This is a genomic window from Serratia sp. 4542, from assembly GCF_016805595.1.
Classification (GTDB): Bacteria; Pseudomonadota; Gammaproteobacteria; order Enterobacterales; family Enterobacteriaceae; genus Serratia; species Serratia nevei.
Map to the genome: position 1 here is coordinate 133,194 of NZ_RXKV01000001.1, position 22,627 is coordinate 155,820.

18 protein-coding genes are annotated in these 22,627 nt (G+C 61.2%); 9 read left to right on the forward strand and 9 right to left on the reverse strand.

Annotated elements, in window-relative coordinates:
* Window positions 1–13: 13 nt before the first annotated feature.
* Window positions 14–1,741 (reverse strand): ABC transporter ATP-binding protein/permease, encoded by a 1,728-nt coding sequence (locus EKL15_RS00640; RefSeq protein ID WP_197779623.1) that lies wholly within the window; start codon window positions 1,739–1,741, stop codon window positions 14–16.
* Window positions 1,742–1,946: 205 nt separating this feature from the next.
* Between EKL15_RS00640 and EKL15_RS00645 the strand changes: the two genes are divergently transcribed.
* Window positions 1,947–2,654 (forward strand): tetratricopeptide repeat protein, encoded by a 708-nt coding sequence (locus EKL15_RS00645; RefSeq protein WP_087763667.1) that lies wholly within the window; start codon window positions 1,947–1,949, stop codon window positions 2,652–2,654.
* Between the two features lie 32 nt (window positions 2,655–2,686).
* Here the strand turns inward: EKL15_RS00645 and EKL15_RS00650 are convergent, their stop codons facing one another.
* Both EKL15_RS00650 and EKL15_RS00655 read right to left on the reverse strand, forming a co-directional pair.
* The gene (locus EKL15_RS00650) at window positions 2,687–3,334 is read right to left on the reverse strand and encodes a DsbA family protein (protein WP_038878652.1); all 648 of its coding nucleotides are present in this window, start codon (window positions 3,332–3,334) and stop codon (window positions 2,687–2,689) included.
* Window positions 3,335–3,402: 68 nt separating this feature from the next.
* Window positions 3,403–4,287: an MBL fold metallo-hydrolase gene (locus tag EKL15_RS00655; protein ID WP_033635778.1), complete on the reverse strand. Its 885-nt coding sequence runs from the start codon at window positions 4,285–4,287 to the stop codon at window positions 3,403–3,405.
* A gap of 108 nt (window positions 4,288–4,395) precedes the next feature.
* Between EKL15_RS00655 and EKL15_RS00660 the strand changes: the two genes are divergently transcribed.
* Window positions 4,396–5,304, forward strand: coding sequence for a LysR family transcriptional regulator (locus tag EKL15_RS00660; RefSeq protein WP_015378928.1), 909 nt, complete (start codon window positions 4,396–4,398; stop codon window positions 5,302–5,304).
* 27 nt (window positions 5,305–5,331) lie between these two features.
* On the opposite strand, the gene EKL15_RS00665 is transcribed toward EKL15_RS00660, so the two are convergent.
* Entirely contained in the window at window positions 5,332–6,255 is a 924-nt protein-coding gene (locus EKL15_RS00665; protein ID WP_060422988.1) for a LysR family transcriptional regulator, read from the reverse strand.
* A gap of 133 nt (window positions 6,256–6,388) precedes the next feature.
* Between EKL15_RS00665 and lysA the strand changes: the two genes are divergently transcribed.
* Entirely contained in the window at window positions 6,389–7,651 is a 1,263-nt protein-coding gene (lysA, locus tag EKL15_RS00670) for a diaminopimelate decarboxylase (protein WP_100396822.1), read from the forward strand.
* 52 nt (window positions 7,652–7,703) lie between these two features.
* Here the strand turns inward: lysA and galR are convergent, their stop codons facing one another.
* A complete protein-coding gene (gene galR, locus EKL15_RS00675) occupies window positions 7,704–8,723 on the reverse strand; it encodes an HTH-type transcriptional regulator GalR (RefSeq protein ID WP_060422992.1) in 1,020 nt (339 codons plus the stop codon).
* A gap of 220 nt (window positions 8,724–8,943) precedes the next feature.
* Between galR and EKL15_RS00680 the strand changes: the two genes are divergently transcribed.
* The 3 genes from EKL15_RS00680 (at window position 8,944) to lplT (ending at window position 14,888) form a co-directional block, all read left to right on the forward strand.
* Window positions 8,944–11,202, forward strand: coding sequence for a molybdopterin guanine dinucleotide-containing S/N-oxide reductase (locus EKL15_RS00680; protein ID WP_100396821.1), 2,259 nt, complete (start codon window positions 8,944–8,946; stop codon window positions 11,200–11,202).
* Window positions 11,203–11,550: 348 nt separating this feature from the next.
* Window positions 11,551–13,704, forward strand: coding sequence for a bifunctional acyl-ACP--phospholipid O-acyltransferase/long-chain-fatty-acid--ACP ligase (gene aas, locus EKL15_RS00685; protein ID WP_084827217.1), 2,154 nt, complete (start codon window positions 11,551–11,553; stop codon window positions 13,702–13,704).
* A complete protein-coding gene (lplT, locus tag EKL15_RS00690; protein WP_049202156.1) occupies window positions 13,704–14,888 on the forward strand; it encodes a lysophospholipid transporter LplT in 1,185 nt (394 codons plus the stop codon). The genes aas and lplT overlap by 1 nt, the downstream gene beginning before the upstream one ends.
* Before the next feature lie 35 nt (window positions 14,889–14,923).
* Here lplT and EKL15_RS00695 read toward each other — a convergent pair whose 3' ends face one another.
* From EKL15_RS00695 to mutH, 4 genes are all read right to left on the reverse strand, one after another.
* Entirely contained in the window at window positions 14,924–15,964 is a 1,041-nt protein-coding gene (locus tag EKL15_RS00695; protein ID WP_100396820.1) for an NADP(H)-dependent aldo-keto reductase, read from the reverse strand.
* A 206-nt stretch (window positions 15,965–16,170) separates the two neighbouring features.
* Window positions 16,171–16,389 carry a YgdI/YgdR family lipoprotein gene (locus EKL15_RS00700; protein WP_038878690.1) on the reverse strand — a complete coding sequence of 73 codons (219 nt, stop codon included), beginning with the start codon at window positions 16,387–16,389 and terminating at the stop codon, window positions 16,171–16,173.
* 155 nt (window positions 16,390–16,544) lie between these two features.
* The gene (locus EKL15_RS00705; RefSeq protein ID WP_049273516.1) at window positions 16,545–17,261 is read right to left on the reverse strand and encodes a TerC family protein; all 717 of its coding nucleotides are present in this window, start codon (window positions 17,259–17,261) and stop codon (window positions 16,545–16,547) included.
* Between the two features lie 100 nt (window positions 17,262–17,361).
* Complete coding sequence (gene mutH, locus EKL15_RS00710; protein WP_038878695.1) at window positions 17,362–18,048, reverse strand: DNA mismatch repair endonuclease MutH; 687 nt, start codon at window positions 18,046–18,048, stop codon at window positions 17,362–17,364.
* Between the two features lie 696 nt (window positions 18,049–18,744).
* Between mutH and rppH the strand changes: the two genes are divergently transcribed.
* The 3 genes from rppH (at window position 18,745) to lgt (ending at window position 22,625) form a co-directional block, all read left to right on the forward strand.
* The gene (gene rppH, locus EKL15_RS00715) at window positions 18,745–19,272 is read left to right on the forward strand and encodes an RNA pyrophosphohydrolase (RefSeq protein ID WP_004931849.1); all 528 of its coding nucleotides are present in this window, start codon (window positions 18,745–18,747) and stop codon (window positions 19,270–19,272) included.
* Window positions 19,273–19,284: 12 nt separating this feature from the next.
* Window positions 19,285–21,531 (forward strand): phosphoenolpyruvate--protein phosphotransferase, encoded by a 2,247-nt coding sequence (gene ptsP, locus EKL15_RS00720; protein WP_038878700.1) that lies wholly within the window; start codon window positions 19,285–19,287, stop codon window positions 21,529–21,531.
* A 221-nt stretch (window positions 21,532–21,752) separates the two neighbouring features.
* Window positions 21,753–22,625 (forward strand): prolipoprotein diacylglyceryl transferase, encoded by an 873-nt coding sequence (gene lgt / locus EKL15_RS00725; protein ID WP_015378920.1) that lies wholly within the window; start codon window positions 21,753–21,755, stop codon window positions 22,623–22,625.
* The last annotated feature ends 2 nt before the right edge of the window (window positions 22,626–22,627 follow it).

The window sequence follows — 22,627 nt, forward strand, 5'->3', positions numbered from 1 at the left end:
GTCGGTCTGCGGGTTATACCGGCAGCGGGCTCAGCGCCAGGCGCGCCGGTTGATCTTCGCTGCGGCTGAAGCGCCAGCAGGTCTGGTGGTACTTCGCCACGCTGTTGCGGTGCGCCACGCTGATCAGCGTTACGTCCGGCAGTTCATCCACCAGCAGGCAGTACATCAACTGTTCGGTTTCGTCGTCCAGCGCGCTGGTGGCCTCGTCGAGGAACAGGATGCTCGGGCGAATCAACAGGGCGCGGGCGAACGCCAGCCGCTGTTGCTCGCCCGGCGACAGGCGATGGCTCCAGTTGGCGGAGGTATCCAGCCAGCGCTGCAGGTGCTTCAGGCGGCAGTTTTCCAGCACCCGCATCAGATGCGGATCGCTGTATTCCGACGCCAGGCTCGGGTAGCTCAACGCTTCGCGCAGCGTGCCGATCGGAATGTAGCTGCGCTGCGGCAGGAACAGCGTGTTGGCGTTGGCCGCTACCCCGATAGTCCCCGCGCCGTAAGGCCAGATACCGGCGATGGCCCGCAGCAGCGTCGACTTGCCGCAGCCGGAAGGGCCGACGATCAGCAGGCGTTCGCCGCGTTGCAGCGTCATCTCGGCGCCGGCCAGCAGCGGCTGGCCGTCGGGCAAGTTCAGGCTGAGGTTATCCAGCGTTAACGGATGGGCGGTCTCTTCCCGCAGCTGAACGCCGCGCGGCTGATGATGCACCTGATCGACGGCGGCGTTGAAGCCGGCCAAACGGTTGACGCAGGCTTTCCAGGTCGCCAAATCGTTAAACGCGTCGATAAACCATGACAGCGCACCTTGCACCTGGCCGAAGGCTGAGGCTATCTGCATCAGGCCGCCCATCTGAATAGCGCCGGAGAAGTAGCGCGGCGCGGCCACCAGCAGGGGAAACACGATGGCGAACTGGCCGTAGAAGTTGGTGGCGATGTTCAGCCGCCGGGTGATGCGCATAATTGCCCACCAGTTGCTGCGAATGGTGTCGAAACGATCGCCCAGCTGCTGCGCCTCGCGCGGTTCGCCGTGGTACAGCGCGATGGCGTCGTTGTTTTCGCGGATGCGGATCAGGCCGAAACGGAAGTTCGCCTCGTACCGTTCCTGATTGAAGCCCAGCATGACCAGCGGTTTGCCGACCCACCAGATCAGCAGCGATCCCAGCACCGCATACAGCAGCGCGAACCACACCATATAACCGGGCAGCGTGATGGCGTGCTGGCCGAGCGCGAAGGTCATCGGCCCGCTGACGTGCCACAAGATGTCGATAAAGGAAAACAGCGTCACCAGGCTGGAGAGCAGCCCGAGCGACAGCGACAGGGTATATTGGGTCAGCACGTTGAGATCTTCGGCGATACGCTGATCGGGGTTATCGACGATCTGCTGCTGCTCGGTGTGGTAATACGCCTGGTGCGCCAGCCATTTTTCCATGAACTTTTCCGTCATCCAGCGCCGCCAGCGCATCTGCAGCCCCTGAGTCAGGTAGATCTTGTAGACCGCCAGCACGATGAAGATCAGCGCCAGATAGGTAAAGCGCCACAGCTGCGCCTTGAATACCGGGTAGTTTTTGTTCTGCAGCGCATCGTAGAACACCTGGTTCCATTGGTTGATCTGCACGCTGATATAGACCAGGCCGAGCGACAGGACGACGATGGCGATCAGCATCATCCAGGCGCGCCATCGCTCCTCCGACACCCAAAAGGGTTTGATCAGCTGCCAAACGGCGTGTTTCTGCAAGGGGGTTGCGTTCATAGCGACTCGTTAATTGCGGCATTTTGTTCAGCATGGGCTGCGGGCCGGTAACAAACAAACCGCGACTGTAAGCAGTTTTGACCTCGCTAACCGTTTGAAATAAGGCGGTTGAATCGTCAGCGGTGCGCAGATGGGCGCAATTGCGGCATACACTCCGCCGCCGGGCGGTTATACTGGCGCCGAATTTTTGCAGAAAGGATAAACGATGAAGGCTTGGGTTCCCCTGTTGCTGACCTGCGGCGTCTTCGCCAGCGCCCGGGCCTGGGCGCACATTGACGAGCCGGACATCGCCGCCGATTGTCAAAAGGTGGCGAGCTACGCCGAGCTGGGAAAAAAGGCCTATCAGCGGCAGGATTACGCCAAAGCTGCCGACATCTTTCGCGATCAGGCGGCCTGGAGCGAGTTTTGCGGCCTGAGCGAGCAGGCCGTCGCCACGGCCTACAACAACGTGGCACTGTCGCTGATGCACGCCGGCGAATTGCTCAAGGCGCAGGCCTATCTGGCGCTGGCGCCGCACGATGACAAATCGCAGCACAACATGAGCCTGTTGCGCCAACGGCTGGCGCAGCGGCCGCAGCCGCAGGGGCCGGGCGGCGTGTATTGGCAATACGCCGGGCGCGGCGTGTGGAGCGAAGTGGTGGTGAGGCCGCAGGGCGAGCGCTGGCTGATCGATTTCTCCGGCTACGCCATGCCGCAGATGGGGCTGTATTACGGCCCGAACATGGGCGACTTCACCGCCGAACTGCCGATCGAGCACGGCAAAGCTGTTTATCATCAGCATGACTCGGAAAGCGCACAGGTCTGCGACGTCACTTTGGCGTTTGGTGAGCAAACGTTGGAGATGCACACGCGCGGGGATTGCGGGTTCGGTCACAACGTGCGGGCTGAAGGGCGGTTCGTACGGGTCGAATGACCCGCCCCGGCAGTCGGGGCGAGAAAGGTTGGTTACGCCAGCGCGGCGGCGCCCAGCAGGTTTTTCCAGGCTTCTACATTACCCAGATAGTTGCCGGCCGGCAGCAGATGCAGGCGGCCTTCGCTGTCCTGTAGCGCAAAGGTCGGGAAGCCCTGGCCTTGCACTTTGGCCAGCAGCGCCCGGCTTTCCGCGATGTGTTGCGCGGTCGGCGCGCCGCTGCTGAAACGCATTTCGGCGATAAACGCCGCTGAAGGCAACCCCAGCTCTTTCGCCAACGCTTCCAGCACCGGCGTGTCGGCGATGCGTCGGCCTTCCTGATAGTGTGCCTGCTGAATGCGGTGCAGCATGTCCAGCCCGCGTCCCGCCAGCTTTTCCGCCGCCAGGATAGCGGTGATCGGCGGCTCGGAATCCATCACCGCCGTGGTGTCGCGCAGCAGGCCGTTGAAATAGGCTTCGCCAAAAGGTTGGCCCGTCATCTCGGCGATGCGTTTGTCGTGCGGAATGACGTAGTTGCGCCATTCGTCGGTAATTTGGCGGCGGTTGTTACCGGTCATCATGCCGCCGGCGTGCGGCACGACCTTCAGCCCGGGGAGGCTCTGAGCCGCTTTCACCAGCGGCGCGGCGCCGTAGCACCAGCCGCACAGCGGATCGAAAATGTAATGCAGAGTGGTTTCGGTCATCTTTACTCCTCGCCTGGCGCGCGGCAGCTCACCGCGGCGCCAGGGCTGGTTCAATCACGCACGGGCGCTTATTGCGGCCACTTCATCTCGCCTTTCAGCACTTTCGCGCTCAGTTCCAGGCTCGACTCGTCTTTCAGCGTCGGGTAGTGCTTTTTCATCGCTTCAATCAGCGCGGCGGAATCCTTGGCTTTCGGCAGTTCGGCTTCCAGCGTGGTCAGGTATTTCTGGGTAAAGTGCACCGATGCCAGCGTTTGCGCTGCGCCCGGCAGGAAGTGGCCTGGCACGACGACCTGCGGCTTCAGCGCTTCGATGTTTTTCAGCGTCTGCTGCCAGTGCTGGCGCGATTCCACGCTCTGGTTGTCGGCGATCCACGGGTGGATGTTGTCACCGGCGACGGCGACACCGCCAACGACCGCCTTCAGCGCCGGGATCCACACGAAGGTGCGATCGGGGGTCGGGCCGTTCAGGCCTTTCACTTCCACTTTCTGGCCGTCGATGGTGAAGCTGTCGCCCTGCAGCGGCTGCGGCACGATCACGGTTTTCGGCGCGTTGTCTTTCAGGATCGGGCCCCAATAGGCGACTTTACCGTCTTTGGTGGCGTTGATGTCCTTGATGGTGCCTGGCGAAGCGATGATTTTCGCCTCCGGGAAGGCCGCTTTAATCACGTCCAGACCGAAATAGAAATCCGGGTCTGAGTGGCTGATATAAACGGTGGTCAGTTTCTTGCCGGTCGCCTTGATCTTTTTCACCAGCGCTTCGGCATCGTTACGCTGGAACTGAGCGTCGATCAGCGCCACTTCGTGTTTGCCGCTGATGATTTCGGAAGACACCGGGAACACGCTTTTCTCGCCCGGGTTATACACTTCCATGGTCAGGGTATCGGCCGCGGTGGCGTAGGTGCTGAGGGTGGCGACGCCGGTGAAGGCCAGAGTTAACAGTGATTTCTTAAACATGGGCAGAGGTCCTTGGGTATCGGTTAATGTTGTAATGATGTTAGGTTGCATAAAGCGATAGAAAAACCGGATAATAAGCAATTATTCGTTGCATAAATCGGACTAATCATGGATCGCATTACCGCCGCTGAGGTTTTTGTCACCATCGTCGATCGCGGCAGCATGATCGCCGCCGCGGAAACGCTGGAGATGTCGCGCGCGATGGTGACGCGCTACCTGGCGCAGATGGAGCAATGGGCCGGGGCGCGTTTACTGCACCGCACTACCCGTAAGCTTAGTCTGACCGACGCCGGGGAGCGTACTCTGGAACGCTGCCGGCAAATGCTGGCGCTGGCGGGGGAGATCGACCTGGTGGAGGAAGGGCAGAGCGATGAGCTGCGCGGCCTGCTGCGCATCACCTGTTCGCAGTCGCTCGGGCAAACGGCGCTGGTGGGGGCCGTCGCTCAGTATCTGAAGCGTCACCCGCAGGTGGCGGTCGATCTGCAGATGAACAACCGGGCGGTGAACCTGGTGGAAGAGCGCATCGATCTGGCGCTGCGCATCACCAACGAGCTGGATCCCAACCTGATCGCCCGCCCGCTGTCCACCTGCGCATCGGTGGTGTGCGCCGCGCCGGCGTATCTGGCGGCGCACGGCACCCCGCGTCAACCGCAGGACCTGGCGTTGCACAACTGCCTGACCTACTCCTATTTCGGCAAAAGCCTGTGGCACTTCGATGCTCAGGGCGTGAAATCGGCGGTGGCGGTCAGCGGCAACCTGAGCGCCAACGAGTCGGTGGTGCTGATGGCCGGCACGGTGCAGGGGGCAGGCATTTCCATGCAGCCCTATTATTCGGCGGCGCCGCTGCTGGCCAGCGGCGAGCTGGTCGAACTGCTGCCGGATTACCGGCCGCAGTCGATGGGCATCTACGGCATCTATACCTCACGCCGCCAGATGCCCGCCACCTTGCGCACCATGCTGGACTTTCTGGTGGAGTGGTTCGCCACCGATCCGCAGTGGCAGGCGACGCTGCGCTGATGCTTCGGCAATATTCCCACGCCGATTTCAGCGCCTGACGGCGGCGGCCAGCCGGGCGGCAAAGGCGGCGGCCTGCTGATGAAGGTGGTCGATAAAGGCGGTGACCAGCGCCGATGAAGGGCGGTGCAGCGGCCGGATCAGGCTGACGGTGAACGGCACGTCGATGCTGAACGGCCGCACGTGCACACCGTTACCGGCATAGTCGAGCGCCGTCAGCGGGTTGACGATCGACACCCCCACGCCGGCCCTCACCATGGCGCACACCGACGCCGCGCTGTGCGTTTCCATCACCATGCGGCGCTCGACGCCCTGTTCGCCGAACAGCGCATCCAGCAGGTGGCGATAGCTGTCGGTGCTCGACAGGCTGATAAAGTTCTGCCCGGCGAAGTCCTGCGGCGTCAGCCGATCTTTCACCAGCAACGGGTGGCCCGTCGGCAGCACGCAGACTTCGTTCAACGTCATCAACGTCACCCGCTCGGTGCCCGCCGGCGTCAGGGTGGTTTCCGTCAGCCCGAGATCGTGACGCTGGGCAGACAGCCACTCTTCCAGCAGCGGCGACTCTTGCGGGATGACGCTGAAGCTGACTTCCGGGTAACGTTCGATAAAGGGCCGACACACCGCCGGCAGCAGCGATTGAGAAAATACCGGCAGGCACACGATCGACAGCTGTGCCTGCTGAAACTGGCGAATGCCGGCGGCGGCGTTGACGATGCGATCGAGGCCGTAATAGGAGCGCTGCACCTCTTCGAACAACCGTAGGCCCTGCACCGTGGGGGACAAGCGACCGCGCACCCGGTCGAACAGCTGCAGCCGGATCAGCTTCTCAAAGCGCGCCAGCTCGCGGCTGACGGTCGGTTGCGAGGTCTGCAGCAGGGCCGCCGCCTCGGTCAGGTTGCCGGTGGTCATCACCGCCCGAAAAATTTCGATCTGCCGCAAAGAGATGCTGTGCATGGTGAGGCCGCTCGATTAAGGGGAAAGCCATATCATAAATGAATAGACTACGGCTAAATAGATATTTTCCACCCGATTCAGCGTGCGGCACTATGGCGTTATCTGCCGTCATTTTCGAATTGGGAATATCGCCATGCCACGCCCGTTGCACGACACCTCCACCGCGTTGAACGCCGCTAACCTGTTGGCCTTGCCGCAACGTTTCGGCTGCCCGGTCTGGGCCTATGATGCGGACATCATCAGCCAGCGCATCGCTCAGCTGCGCCATTTCGATACCGTCCGTTTCGCGCAGAAGGCCTGTTCGAACATTCATATTTTGCGCTTGATGCGCGAGCAGGGCGTGAAGGTGGATTCGGTGTCGCTGGGCGAGATCGAGCGGGCGCTGCGGGCCGGTTTTCAGCCGGGCGGCGAACCGAGCGAGATCGTGTTTACTGCGGACGTGTTGGATCACGCCACGCTGGCGCGCGTCAGCGAATTGAAGATCCCGGTCAACGCCGGTTCCATCGACATGCTGGATCAGCTCGGCCAGGTTTCCGCAGGGCACCCGGTGTGGCTGCGCATTAACCCGGGATTTGGCCACGGCCATAGCCAGAAAACCAACACCGGCGGCGAGAACAGCAAGCACGGTATCTGGTATGCCGACCTGCCGCAGGCGGTGGAGAAGATCCGCCGCTACGGCCTGAAGCTGATCGGCGTGCACATGCACATCGGTTCCGGCGTCGATTACCAGCATCTGGAACGGGTCTGTGATGCGATGGTGCAGCAGGTGATCGATCTCGGTCATGACATCAGCGCCATTTCCGCCGGCGGCGGCCTGTCTATCCCGTACCAGTACGGCGAAGAGGCGATCGATACCGAACACTATTTCGGGTTGTGGAACCGGGCACGTGAACGCATCGCCGCGCATCTGGGGCATCCGGTGCAGCTGGAGATCGAACCGGGGCGTTTCCTGATGGCGGAAGCGGGCGTCTTGGTGGCCGAAGTGCGGGCGGTAAAAGACATGGGCAGCCGCCACTTCGTGCTGGTGGACGCCGGTTTTAACGATTTGATGCGCCCGGCGATGTACGGCAGCTATCATCATATTTCGCTGTTGCCGGCCGATGGGCGCGATGCCTCGGGGCAACCGCTGCGCGAAACGGTGATCGCCGGGCCGCTGTGCGAATCCGGTGACGTGTTCACCCAGCAGGCGGGCGGCGGCGTGGAAACCCGCGAGCTGCCGCCGGTTCAGATCGGTGATTATCTGGTGTTCCACGACACCGGCGCCTACGGCGCATCGATGTCCTCCAACTACAACAGCCGTCCGCTGTTGCCTGAAGTGCTGTTCGAAAACGGCGAGCCGCGCCTGATCCGCCGCCGGCAAACCATCGAAGAACTGATCGCGCTGGAGCTTATCTGATAAGCGGACGGGCGTGCTGCGCCCGCTTTACAGCGTCATGCGGCGGCGCGAATTACGGCTGTTCGTGCGCGTTGTTGAGGGTGGCGACCGAGTGGCGGCGCACCAGCGTCGGGCTGAACATGTTGGTGATTTCCGGCAGCGGTTGCCGGTTGGCCAGCGCCAGGGCCAGCTCTGCCGCCTGGGTGGCCATCGCTACGATCGGGTAGCGAATGGTGGTCAGGCGCGGCCGCAGGTAGCGCGAAATCAGCACGTCGTCGAAACCGATCAGCGAAATTTCCCCCGGTACGTCGACGCTGTTGTCGCTCAGCACCGACAGCGCGCCGGCGGCCATCGGATCGTTGTAGCAGGTAACGGCGGAGAACGAACGGCCGCGGCCGAGCAATTCAGTCATCGCCTGTTCGCCGCCGATCTCGTCCGGTTCGCCGTAGGCGATCAGCTTTTCATCCACCGCAATGCCGTGCTCCTGCAGCGCGTCGAGATAGCCCTGCAGGCGATCGGTGGCGTCGGAAATCTGGTGGGTGGAGCAGATGATGGCGATGCGCTGATGCCCTTGCTGGATCAGATGCCGGGTCGCCAGCCAGGCGCCGTAGCGATCGTCGAGCGCCACGCAGCGCGTTTCAAAACCCGGCAGCGTGCGGTTGATCAGCACCATGCCCGGGATCTGTTGCATCCAGCCGCAAAGTTCCCGATCGCTCAGTCTCTTGGCGTGCACCACCAGCGCCTCGCAGCGGTGCCGCACCAGCTGTTCAATCGCCTGGCGCTCTTTTTCGGCGTCGTGGTAACCGTTGCCAATCAGCAGAAAATTGTGGGTGGCGTAGGCCACCTGCTCGACCGCTTTGACCATCGCGCCGAAGAAGGGGTCGGAAACGTCGGAGACGATCAGGCCCAGCGTCTCGGTGGATTGCTGCGCCAGCGCCCGAGCGTTGGCGTTAGGGTGATACTGCAGCTGTTCCATGGCGGCCAGCACCGCGGTGCGTGACCCTTCGCTGGCCTTGGGGGAATTATTTATCACGCGGGATACCGTGGCCACGGAAACACCCGCCAGCCTGGCAACATCCTTTATCGTAGCCATATCAGTCAATACATCCTGGGTAATCGCTTACATCCCTCAGTTTTGCGGAAAACAACCGGGGCTGCAAGCGGTCTCGTGCGCAACTTGTGGCGGCCGTTGCAGAATCTCTTCGAGTCTGTACGCATAACCATCGGCCGCCGAACGATAGCGCAATTTGTACGTTGGCTCTGGCGACGGGCTGAGGTAACGTCTGTGCATTCCGATTTGCGCCGAGAACGCCATGTCCATTAAACGCTATCCGCAGCTCGCCCATTGGGGCGCTTATACCGCCGTGGTTGAAGACGGCCGGCTTATCCGCTGTGAACCCTTCGCCGACGATCCCGATCCTTCGCCATTGCTCGATTCTATCGCACCGATGGTTTACTCCGACAAACGTATTCGCAAGCCGGCGGTGCGCCGCTCGTGGCTGCAAAAGCGCGAGGGCAGCGACCGCACGCTGCGCGGCAGGGAAGACTTCGTCGAGGTGGACTGGGAGCTGGCGCTCGATTTGGTGGCGCAGGAGAACCGCCGGGTGCGCGATCGCTACGGTGCCTCCGGGCTGTTTACCGGCTCTTATGGCTGGTCGTCGGCCGGGCGTTTGCATCATGCGCGTTCGCTGGTACGGCGGTTCTATTTCAGCGGCGGCGGCGGGGTCGATCAGCAGGGCAACTACAGCTGGGGCGCGGCGCAGTTTTTCCTGCCGTATGTGATCGGCACTTTTTCGCCGTTGACCGGGCGCGTCACCAGCTGGCCGAGCGTGGTGGAGCATTGCGAGCTGTTTGTGGCGTTTGGCGGGCTGGCGCTGAAAAACGCCCAGGTCTCTTCCGGCGGCGCGGCGGAGCATGCGCTCAAGCCCTGGCTGCAAAAGCTGGCGCAGAAGGGCACGCCGGTTGTCAACATCAGCCCGATGCGCGACGACTGCCCCGGATTCGTCAACGCGGAGTGGATCCCGATCCGGCCGAATACCGACGTGGCGCTGATGCTGGCGCTGGCTTACGAAATCCAGCAGCTGGGTGCGCACGACGAAGCCTTCCTGCACAGCCACTGCGTAGGCTATCAACAGCTGGCGGATTACCTGAACGGCGTGAGCGACGGCGTGGTAAAAACGCCGGCCTGGGCCAGCGCCATTACCGGCATTCCGGCGGCGCGCATCGCGCGGCTGGCGCGGCAGCTGATCGGCGTGCGCAGCTTCATCACCTGTTCCTACTCGGTGCAGCGCGCGCACCGCGGTGAGCAACCCTATTGGATGATGATCGCGCTGTCGGCGATGCTGGGCCAGGTGGGGCTGCCGGGCGGCGGCTTTTCCTTCGGCCACGGATCGATGAACGGCGTCGGCAACCCGCGCGTGGACACCCCCGCGCCGACCATGCCGGTAGGGGATAACCCGGCCGGGCTGGCGATCCCGGTGGCGCGCATCTGCGACATGCTGCTGCACCCCGGCGAAGCCTATCAATTTTGCGGCGAGACGCGGCATTACCCGGATATCCACCTGGTGCACTGGGCCGGCGGCAACCCGTTCCATCATCATCAGCAGCTGAACCGGCTGGTGGAAGGCTGGCAGAAGCCGGATACGGTGATCGTACAAGATATCTGGTGGACGGCGGCGGCCAAAATGGCGGATATCGTGTTGCCGGTCACCAGCTCGCTGGAGCGCAACGACATCGGCGGCTCCTCGCGCGATCGCTACGTGCTGGCGATGCATCAGGCGATTGCGCCGCAGCATCAGGCGCGCAACGATTTTGATATCTTCGCCGATCTGGCGGAGCGCCTGGGTTATCGCGAACGCTTTACCGAAAACCGCGACGAGCGGGCCTGGATCGAAGAGATCTATCGGCAATGCGGCGTGGCGCAGCGGCGTGCCGGCGTCGCCTGGCCCGGGTTTGAGGATTTTTGGCGCCGGGGCTATGTCGAACTGCCCGCGCCGGCCAAGGAGTTCGTCTTTTTTGACGCGTTCCGCGCCGATCCGCAGGCGAGTCCGCTGCAGACGCCCAGCGGCAAGATCGAACTGTTCAGCGAGCGGATCGCCGGTTACCGCTACGAGGATTTCGCGCCGCATCCACAGTGGCGGCCGCCGGTGGAGTGGCTGGGCGCGCCGCAGGCCAAAACCTGGCCGCTGCATTTGATCTCCATCCAGCCGAGCGATCGTCTGCACAGCCAGATGGATCCGGCGCCGCTGGCGCAGGGCAATAAGACCGCCGGGCGTGAAACCCTGTATATGCATCCGGAAGACGCGGCGCAGCGCGGCGTGGCAGAGGGTAGCGAAGTGCTGGTCAGCAATGCGCGCGGCAGCTGCCTGGCGGGGGCGTCCCTCACTGACGGCGTGACGCGTGGCGTGGTGTTGATGGCGACCGGCGCCTGGTTCGAGCCGGGTTACGACGCGCAGCGCCGGCCGGTCGAACAGGCGGGCAACCCGAACGTGCTGACGCTGGATATCGGCACCTCATCGTTGACGCAGGGGCCGAACGCCATGAGTTGCCTGGTGGAGGTCAGCGCGCGATGAATGACGATTTCGCGTCGGGATAACCGGCTCGCCGTCGTTGTTATATTTATTTTTTCGCCGCTGCGGGAAGGTTTAAGTTTCATTGAGTTATTACAGCAGATCGCGGGAAATTTACAGCTGGTTGCATTTGGAGCAGAACTCTTGCGATTCGCCGGTAGTTTCCTGCACGCCATCTCTCTAGAGTAGGTGATCCCAGAGGTATTGATTGGTGAGAAATCAGCATACTCTGTATGTTGAAGCCATTTTCAATTGCACCAACCTACGCGGATGCGTAGGTTTTTTTTTGCCCGCCATATAGTATTCTTTTCCCTACAACGATTTACGCCTCCATGGCCAAGGGAGAAGGGCATGATCTTTTCACTGCTGCGCGCGCTGTTTCGCCTGCTGTTTCGGGTTCGGGTCGAAGGGGACGTCCAGCACTTCGATCGGCAAAAACTGCTGATTACGCCGAACCACGTCTCTTTCCTCGACGGCGTACTGCTGGCGCTGTTCCTGCCGATTAAACCGGTGTTTGCGGTTTACGCCAGCATCGGCGAAAGCTGGTTTATGCGCTGGCTGCGGCCTTACATCGATTTCGTCTCGCTCGATCCCACCAAGCCGATGGCCATTAAGCAACTGGTGCGGATGGTCGAGCAGGGGCGGCCGATCGTGGTGTTCCCTGAAGGGCGTATCACCGTGACCGGCGCGCTGATGAAAATCTACGACGGCGCGGCGTTTATCGCCGCCAAATCGGGCGCCACCGTGGTGCCGGTGCGGATCGACGGCCCCGAATTCAGCCGGTTCGGCCGCATGGCCGGGGTATTCAAGATCCGCTGGTTCCCGCGAATCAGCATCCGCATCTTGCCGCCGACCACGCTGCCGATGCCGGAAGCGCCGCGCGCGCGCGAACGCCGGGCGCTGGCGGGCGATCGGCTGATGCAGATCATGATGCGGGCGCGGATGGATACGCGCGAACCGCAGACGCTGTTCCATGCCTTGCTGGCGGCGCAGCACCGCTACGGGCGCCGCAAGCCCTGTATCGAAGACATCGCTTTCAAAGAAGACAGTTACCAGACGTTGATCAAGAAATCGCTGGGCGTCAGCCGCATTCTGCAACGCTTTACCGCCGAAGGGGAACACGTCGGGCTGCTGTTGCCGAACGCCACCATCACCGCGGCGGCGATCTTCGGCGCTTCGCTGCGCAACCGCATCCCGGCGATGCTCAACTACACCGCCGGCGCCAACGGTCTGAACAGCGCGATGACTGCCGCCGACATCAAGACCATCGTCACCTCGCGCCAGTTTCTGGAAAAGGGCAAGCTGACTCACCTGCCGGAACAGGTGCCGCAGGCCAACTGGGTGTATCTGGAAGATTTGAAAGATACGGTCACGCTGGCGGACAAGCTGTGGATTTTGCGGCATTTGCTGCAGCCGCAGCGCGCGGCGTTGCCGCAACGCCCGGAAGACGCGGCGCTGATCCTGTTCACTTCCGGTTCCGAAGGCCACCCCAAGGGCGTGGTGCATTCGCACGCCAGCCTGCTGGCCAACGTAGAACAAATTCGCACCATCGCCGACTTCACGCCGCGCGACCGCTTCATGTCGTCGCTGCCGCTGTTCCACTCGTTCGGTCTGACGGTGGGGCTGCTCACGCCGCTGATCACCGGCAGCCGCATTTTTCTCTACCCCAGCCCACTTCATTATCGCGTGGTGCCGGAGCTGGTGTATGACCGCAACTGCACGGTGCTGTTCGGCACGGCGACCTTCCTCAACAACTATGCGCGCTTCGCGCATCCGTATGATTTCGCCCGCCTGCGCTACGTGGTGGCCGGCGCGGAAAAACTGGCGGACAGCACCAAACAGATCTACCAGGACAAATACGGCATCCGCATCCTGGAAGGCTATGGCGTGACCGAGTGCGCGCCGGTGGTCTCCATTAACGTGCCGCTGGCGACGAAAGTGGGCACCGTTGGCCGCATCATGCCGCAGATGGAGGCGCGCCTGATCGCGGTGCCGGGCATCGATAACGGCGGCCGCCTGCAGCTGAAGGGGCCGAATATCATGAAAGGCTATCTGCGGGTTGAGCGCCCCGGCGAGCTGGAGCCGCCGGCGGCGGAAGATGAGAACGGCGTGCTGCAGCCGGGCTGGTACGACACCGGCGATATCGTCAGCCTGGATGAGCAGGGTTACTGCACCATTCGCGGCCGCGTGAAGCGCTTCGCCAAGCTGGCGGGGGAGATGGTGTCGCTCGAGAGCGTCGAATTGCTGGCGCAGCGGCTGTCGCCGGAAAAACTGCATGCCGCCACCGCCAAAAGCGACAGCAGTAAAGGCGAGGCGCTGGTGCTGTTCACCACCGATCCCGCCATCACCCGCGAGGCATTGCTGCGGGTGGCGCGCGAGCTGGGCAGCCCGGAGCTGGCGGTGCCGCGTGATATTCGCCTGTTGAAAACGCTGCCGGTGCTCGGCAGCGGCAAACCCGATTTTGTCACCCTGCGTCATATGGCCGAACAGCCGGAGAGTGCCTGATGAATCCTTCGACCGAATCCCCTTTGTTGTCACGCGGCATGATCGCCGTCATCAGCGCGCAGTTCCTCTCGGCGTTCGGCGACAATGCGCTGCTGTTCGCCACGCTGGCGTTGATCAAGCAGCAGCTGTATCCGGACTGGAGCCAGCCGATCCTGCAGATGGCCTTTGTCGCCACCTACATCATCCTGGCACCGTTTGTCGGCCAGGTGGCCGACAGCTTCGCCAAAGGACGGGTGATGATGTTCGCCAACGCCCTGAAGCTGGCAGGGGCGTTGGTGATCTGCTTTGGGTTCAACCCGTTTCTCGGTTACAGCCTGGTCGGCGTGGGGGCCGCCGCGTATTCGCCGGCCAAATACGGCATTCTGGGCGAGATCACCAGCGGCGAGAAGCTGGTCAAGGCTAACGGCCTGATGGAGGCCTCGACCATCGCCGCCATTCTGACCGGGTCGGTGGCCGGCGGTATTCTGGCGGACTGGCATGTGGTCGCGGCGCTGGCGGCCTGCGCCTTGGTTTACGCCGGAGCGGTGGTCGCCAACCTGTATATTCCGCGTCTGGCGGCGGCGCGCCCGGGGGCTTCCTGGCGCCCGCGGGCCATGACGAACAGCTTCTTTACCGCCTGCGTCACGTTATGGCGCGATGGGCAGACGCGTTTCTCCTTGATCGGCACCAGCCTGTTCTGGGGGGCCGGCGTGACGCTGCGTTTTCTGCTGGTGCTGTGGGTGCCGGTGGCGCTCGGCATCGCCGATAACGCCACGCCGACGCTGCTGAACGCCATGGTGGCCGTCGGTATCGTGGTGGGGGCCGGCGCTGCCGCGCGCTTCGTCACGCTGAAGACGGTAAAACGCTGCATGCCGGCCGGGATCCTGATCGGCGTCGCGGTCGCGGTGTTCGCGCTGCAAACCACCATGCTCAATGCCTATGTCTTGCTGGCGATCATCGGCATGCTGGGGGGCTTCTTCGTGGTGCCGCTCAATGCGTTGCTGCAGGAGCGGGGCAAGCATTCGGTCGGCGCCGGCAATGCGATCGCGGTGCAAAACCTGGGTGAAAACGCCGCCATGTTGCTGATGCTGGCGCTGTATTCGCTGGTGGTGAAGCTGGGCGTGCCGGTGGTGGGCGTCGGCGTAGGGTTTGGCGTGGTGTTTGCGTTGGCGATTAGCGTGCTGTGGTGGTCGCAGCGGCGGTAAAAAACGGGGCGCAGCCTGGCTGCGCCCCGGCTGTATTAAGGTGCCGGAATGGTAAACCGGGTATGGATTTCTTCCAGCGCCTGCAGCACGTCCTCATCCAATACCACATCGAGGCTGTCGAGGTTGATTTTCAACTGCTCCACCGTGGTGGCGCCCAGCAGGGTGCTGGCGACGAACGGCTGCTGACGCACGAAGGCCAAGGCCATCTGCGAAGGATCCAGCCCGTGTTTTTTGGCCAGCGCCACGTACTCGGCGATCGCCAGCTGGGTTTGCTGTCCTGAATAACGGTTGAAGCGGGTGAACAGCGTATTGCGCGCACCGGCCGGTTTAGCGCCGTTGAGGTATTTGCCGCTCAGGGTGCCGAACGCCAGGCTGGAATAGGCCAGCAGTTCCACCCCTTCGTGCTGGCTGATCTCGGCCAGGCCAATCTCAAAGCTGCGGTTCAGCAGGCTGTACGGGTTTTGAATCGACACGATGCGCGGCAGCTCGTGTTTCTCCGCCAGCTGCAGGTAGCGCATCACGCCCCAGGGCGTTTCATTGGAAACCCCGATATAGCGAATCTTGCCGGCGCGCACTTGCTCGGTCAGCGCCTCCAGCGTTTCCAGCAGCGTAACCGTAGCTTTGTCATCGGTGTATTGATAGTTGAGTTTGCCAAAGCAGTTGGTGGCGCGCTGCGGCCAGTGCAATTGGTAGAGATCGAGATAATCGGTGTTCAGCCGCTTGAGGCTGGCGTCCAGAGCGGCGCGGATGTTTTTGCGATCGAGCGCCTGCTGTGGGCGGATGCTGCTGTCGGTGCCGCGCACCGGGCCCGAGACTTTGCTGGCCAGGACGATTTTTTCACGATTGCCGCGTGCCTTGATCCAGCTGCCGATATAGCTCTCGGTCAGGCCCTGGGTTTCCGGGCGGGGCGGCACCGGATACAGTTCGGCGGTATCTATCAGGTTCACGCCTGCGGCCAATGCATAGTCCAGTTGCGCATGGGCGTCGGCTTCGGTGTTCTGTTCGCCAAAGGTCATGGTGCCCAGTCCCAGCACGCTCACTTCTAAAGAACTGTGGGGAATACGGTGGTATTGCATTAACGGCCTTCCTTTCTTGTTAGCGCTGACGGGCCGCGCGGCCCGGTGAAACAGGAGCCCAATGTCAGAAGACGGCGCAAAGTCCGTCGGGCGGCGATGTCGCCTTTCCTGACTATAACCAAGCGGTGAAGATGGGGGAAGCGGATTCCGTGCGGACACGAATGAGGGCTACCGCGCACGCGCGGGCGATAGCCGGCGGGCGGTGATTAGCGTTCGATAACCTGGGAAACCTGATCGCCGTTGATCTGGCGGTGGTTGCCTTTCTCGTCTTTATAGCTGATGAGGCCAGTATCTTTGTCGATCTCTGGCTTGCCTTGCGTCAGGATCATGTTGCCGTCTTTGGTCGCCATCACGTAGTCGCTGGAACATCCCGCCAGGCCGGCCACCATCACCAGCGCAGACACTGCCATTACCCACTTTTTCATCCTGCGGATCCTCGATTATCCAGAAAAGGTTGTTATTTCAAGATTAGCAAACTCTCGGCGAAGGGCGTCTCAGATAAGTCTTTATCTGATAAGAAAAAGTGAAATGAGAGGTCAACGAAGCGATGGAAGCCGCCGATGGCGGCTTCCGGGTAGGGTTATTCCGGCGAGCGGTTTTTCTTGCTGCGCATCAGATTGAGCGCTTCTACCGACATCGAGAAGAACATGGCGAAGTAGATGTAGCCTTTCGGCACGTGCACCTGGAAACTTTCCAGCATCAGCGTGAAGCCCACCAGGATCAGGAACGCCAGCGCCAGCATTTTCACCGACGGATGGCGATTGACGAACTCACCGATCGGCCGGGCGGCGAACATCATCACACCGACGGCGATCACCACTGCCGCCATCATGATGAACAGATGGTCGGAAAGGCCCACGGCGGTAATCACCGAGTCCAAACTGAAGATAATGTCCAGCAGCATGATCTGCACGATCGCGCCAAAGAAGCTGTGCACCTTGGTGTGGTGCTCTTCCTCCGTGCCTTCGATGGTTTCGTGGATCTCTTTGCTGGCTTTCCAGATCAGGAACAGCCCCCCCAACAGCAGGATCAGATCGCGGGCGGAAATGGCGTGATCCCACACGGTAAACAGCGGGTGCGTCAAGCGGATCACCCAGGCGATGGAGGCCAACAGCGCCAGGCGCATAATCATGGCGGCGGCCAGACCGAGCCGGCGAGCTTTGTTCTGTTGCGCTTTGGGCAGCTTGGCCACCACCAGCGACAGAAAAATGATGTTATCAATACCCAGTACGATCTCAAGAATGGTTAGCGTACCTAACGCTAACCAGGCATTGGGATCCATAATCCATTCGAACATTGCCCGGCACACCTTAATACTTAATAAATGCAAAGCGTGAATTATACGCGTTTATCGTGGCGCTGACAGGGTTAGCTAAACCAGAGTTAAACGAAATCGCTTAGATTGAGAAATGTCTTGCCAGCAGCGCGCCGGTAAAACTCTTTTTCAGATAGAAACCGCGCGGCAGCGTCATGATAGGTTGCCCCTGTTCGCCGATGGCTTCGGTGAGCGCCTTGCTGTTGGCGGCTTTGGGGCGCAGCTGTAGCACTTCGCCGTGGCGTGCGGTGATGCGCTCTACGTGGCCGAGTACGATCAGATCCATCAACTCTTCCCAATCGCGGCGCAGACTCTCTTCTTCTGCGGCGCTCGGGCTCCACAGCAGCGGCGAGCCGACGCGGCGTTCGGCCAGCGGGATCTGCCGTTCGCCTTCTACCGGTATCCACAAGACGCGCGCCAACTTGTGGCGAACGTGGCTGCTGGCCCAGGTGACGCCGCTGTTGCCGGTAAGCGGGGCGACGCAGACAAAAGTGGTTTCCAGCGGTTTGCCGGCGGCGTCGACAGGAATGGTTTTCAGCTCGATGCCCAGTTCGGGAAAGTCCTGCTCCGGTTTGCTGCCGGCCATGGCGCCGAGGTACAGCTCCAGCAGCATGCCCACCCAGCCCTTATCGCGCTTCAGATCCTTGGGGATCGGCAGCTGCGCGCGGGCGGCCAGCTCGCCAAAGCTGGCGCCGGCCAGCGCCTGAGCACGCTCGAACAGCTGCCGTTCATTTTCCGGCGGGGGCGGCAAAGGGGATAAAAACGCCATAAATCAAGCCTGTCGAATTTGGTTGAAAAACGTACTGCAATTATGCACGACGAACGATAACTGTCATCGCCTGGGGAAAAGAATAATAGTAGCATGATTTTACATGACTTTTTTCATTTCCTTGCGGGGGAGGCAATGCACTGGCGGGGCTTGTTCACCTGAAGCCACCGACAATAAACAGGATCTTACACCTATTTATCCACAGATTTATGGGATAACCCAAATTTTTACCGATCACTGGTTCAATTTACAGCCTTGACTCGGGCGGTTTTTTACGAATTTGTCCGTTTTGTGCGTAACTTGCTCGGATAATCTGTGGATAAAAACGGCGTTGGTGGATCTTTCGCCAGGGTAAGATCCTTACCGTGCATAGATCACATTTTTACCCTGTACATAATGATGCGGTATTAATTAAGTATGTGCTTTTAAAGTAAATATGTGTTTTTGAGGGCGGTGGGGGATTTTGGGGTTTAAGAGTTGTACCGGCTTATCCCTCGAGTTCTGCACACACCTATCCACAGAAAAAGTGAATAAAACCGGCCCGAAAGGCTGGGGTATGTTTATAACTTTGCCTATATCTGTGAGTTATCCCAATGTTATCCGGTCCGCAGCGCCGTAAAGCAGTGGTTTACCGCCTGTAGCTTGTGTGAAACAATCAGGACATCTATGCGAATTTAAGCTTATCGAGGTAGTCCGGTGATCGATGATGATGGCTACCGCCCGAATGTTGGTATCGTAATCTGTAATCGTCAGGGGCAGGTCTTATGGGCCCGCCGTTACGGTCAGCACTCCTGGCAGTTTCCCCAAGGTGGGATTAACCCTGGCGAAACTGCGGAGCAGGCGATGTACCGTGAGCTGTTCGAAGAAGTGGGGCTGAGTAAAAAGGATGTGCGCATCCTGGCTTCGACCCGCAACTGGTTGCGCTATAAATTGCCGAAACGTTTGGTGCGTTGGGACACAAAGCCGGTTTGTATCGGCCAAAAGCAAAAATGGTTTTTGTTGCAGCTACTGTGCAATGACGCTGATATCAATATGCAGCGCAGCAGCACGCCGGAGTTCGACGGTTGGCGCTGGGTGAGCTTCTGGTATCCGGTGCGCCAGGTGGTGTCGTTCAAACGCGACGTCTACCGCCGGGTGATGAAAGAATTCGCCGTGACCGTGATGCCGATGCAAGAGCAGGCGGCGCCGCGGCAGGCCCCCGCTTATCGCCGAAAGAGAGGTTAAGTTAAGCCGACTATGCTCACGCGCTTGCGAGAAATTGTAGAGAAGGTGGCCGCGGCGGCCAGTCTGACGGATGCGCTGGATCTGCTGGTCAATGAAACCTGTCTGGCGATGGACACCGAAGTGTGTTCCATCTACCTGGCGGACAACGATCGCCGCTGTTACTACCTGATGGCCACGCGCGGGCTGAAAAAGCCGCGCGGCCGCACTATCGCATTGGCGTTTGACGAGGGCGTCGTCGGGTTGGTCGGCCGCCGGGCCGAGCCTATCAACCTGGCCGATGCCCAAAGCCACCCCAGTTTCAAATACGTTCCGCAGGTGAAAGAGGATCGTTTCCGATCCTTCCTCGGGGTGCCGATCATTCATCGGCGCCAGCTGCTGGGCGTGCTGGTGGTGCAGCAGCGCGAACTGCGCCAGTTCGACGAAAGCGAAGAGTCTTTCATGGTCACCCTGGCCACGCAGATGGCCGGGATCCTGTCACAGTCGCAGCTCAACGCCATTTTCGGCCAGTATCGCCAAACGCGCGTGCGCGCGCTGGCGGCCTCGCCCGGCGTGGCGGTGGCGGAAGGGTGGCAGGACAGCAGCCAGCCTTCGCTCGATCAGGTTTACCGCGCGTCGACGCTGGACACCGCCAGCGAGCGCGAGCGCCTGACGCTGGCGCTGGAAGAGGCCGGCGCGGAGTTTCGCCGCTTCAGCAAGCGTTTTGCCGCCAGTTCGCAAAAAGAGAGCGCGGCGATCTTCGATCTTTATTCTCACCTGTTAAACGACGCCCGTCTCAAGCGCGAACTGTTCGCCGAAATCGACAACGGTTCGGTGGCGGAGTGGGCGGTGAAACAGGTGATAGAAACCTTTGCCGAGCAGTTCGCCAAACTGCAGGACACCTACATGCGCGAGCGCGGCAGCGACCTGCGCGCGCTGGGCCAGCGTCTGCTGTTCCACCTCGACGACACCACCCAGGGTGCCACCCAGTGGCCGGCGCGTTTTGTGCTGGTGGCGGATGAACTGACCGCGACATTGCTGGCCGAAGTGCCGCAGGATCGTCTGGTCGGCGTGGTGGTGCGCGACGGTGCCGCTAACTCGCATGCGGCGATTCTGGTGCGGGCGATGGGGGTGCCGACGGTGATGGGCGCCGACATCCAGCCTTCTCTGCTCAGCCAGCGGCTGCTGATCGTCGACGGTTATCGCGGTGAACTGCTGGTCGATCCTGAGCCGGTACTGGTGCAGGAATATCAACGGCTGATCAGCGAAGAGCTGGAGCTGAGCAAGCTGGCGGAAGACGACGTCGAGCAGCCGGCGCAGTTGAAAAGCGGCGAGCGCATTCAGGTGATGCTGAATGCCGGCCTCAGCCCGGAACATGAACAGCTGTTGGGCGGCCGGGTGGATGGCGTGGGGCTATACCGCACCGAAATCCCGTTCATGCTGCAAAGCGGCTTCCCTTCCGAAGAGGAGCAGGTCGCGCAGTACCAGGGCATGCTGCAGCTTTACCCGAGCAAGCCGGTCACGCTGCGCACCCTGGACATCGGCGCCGACAAGCAACTGCCTTATATGCCGATCAGCGAAGAGAACCCTTGCCTGGGCTGGCGCGGCATCCGTATTACCTTGGATCAGCCGGAGATCTTTTTGATTCAGGTGCGCGCGATGCTGCGTGCCAACGCCGGCACCGGCAACCTGGGCATTCTGCTGCCGATGGTCACCAGCCTGGAAGAGGTCGACGAGGCTAAACGCCTGATTGACCGCGCCGGGCGCGAGGTGGAAGAAGTGCTCGGCTACGCGATCCCGAAACCGAAAATCGGCGTGATGCTGGAAGTGCCGTCGATGATTTTCCTGATCCCGCATCTGGCCGGGCGCGTTGATTTCATCTCGGTCGGCACTAACGACTTGACGCAGTACCTGCTGGCGGTGGATCGCAACAACACCCGGGTCGCCTCGTTGTACGACAGTTTGCATCCCGCGATGTTGCAGGTGCTGAGATTGATTGCCGAGCAGGGGAAAGCAGCCGGGTTGCAGCTTAGCCTCTGCGGTGAGCTGGCCGGCGATCCCATGGGCGCGCTGTTGCTGGTGGGTATGGGCTATCGTAATCTGAGCATGAACGGCCGCAGCGTGGCGCGCATCAAGTACCTGCTGCGGCATATCGACCTTGCCGACGCCGAAGTGCTGGCGCAGCGGGTGTTGAACACTCAGATGACCACCGAAGTGCGCCATCTGGTGGCGGCGTTTATGGAGCGGCGCGGCATGGGCGGGCTGATCCGCGGGGGCCGATAGCCGCCGTGCGGTGTGATTTTTTACAGAACTTTTCCCGCCCTGCCGGACCGGACCGCGCTAAGCCTATGTTATGATGCGCAACCTCAGCGCGGCGCATGCTCGTCGCCTTGCACACCACAGCGGCTAACGCTGCCGTTTGCAAGGCGCGGGATAATCTCCGTCGCCGCTTGGCACCTGCCGCCCCCGCATGGGGAAAAATAACAGACATGTTGTGGTGATAGATGAGCAATAGCTATCTGGCGTTTCCTAAATTTGATCCGGTCATTTTCTCCATTGGCCCGGTTTCTTTGCATTGGTACGGCCTGATGTACCTGGTCGGTTTCGTTTTTGCCATGTGGCTGGCGGTGCGCCGCGCCAACAAGCCGGGCAGCGGCTGGACCAAAGACGAAGTTGAAAACCTGCTCTACGCCGGTTTCCTGGGCGTATTCGTCGGCGGCCGCGTAGGCTATGTGCTGTTCTACAACTTGCCGCTGTTCCTGGATAACCCGCTCTATCTGTTCAAGGTCTGGGATGGCGGCATGTCGTTCCACGGCGGCTTGATGGGGGTGATTCTGGTGATGTTCTGGTTCGCTCGCCGCACCAAACGCACCTTCTTCCAGGTTTCCGATTTTATCGCGCCACTGATCCCATTCGGTCTGGGTGCCGGCCGCCTCGGCAACTTCATCAACGGTGAACTGTGGGGCCGCGTGACCACCGATACCCCTTGGGCAATGCTGTTCCCAAGCTCGCGCAGCGAAGACGTGGCCCTCGCCGCCGCCGATCCTTCTCTGCTGCCGCTGCTGAACCAGTACGGCGTACTGCCGCGCCACCCGTCGCAGCTGTATGAACTGCTGCTGGAAGGCGTGGTGCTGTTTATCATTCTGAACCTGTTTATTCGCAAGCCGCGGCCGATGGGCGCCGTATCGGGCCTGTTCCTGATCGGTTATGGCGCATTCCGCATCATCGTTGAGGCGTTCCGCCAGCCGGATGCCCAGCTTGGCTTGTTCGACGGCGTGATCAGCATGGGGCAGATCCTGTCCATCCCGATGGTGGTGGCCGGTGTTATTATGATGATTTGGGCGTACCGTCGTCGCCCGCAGCAACAACTGTCGTGAGG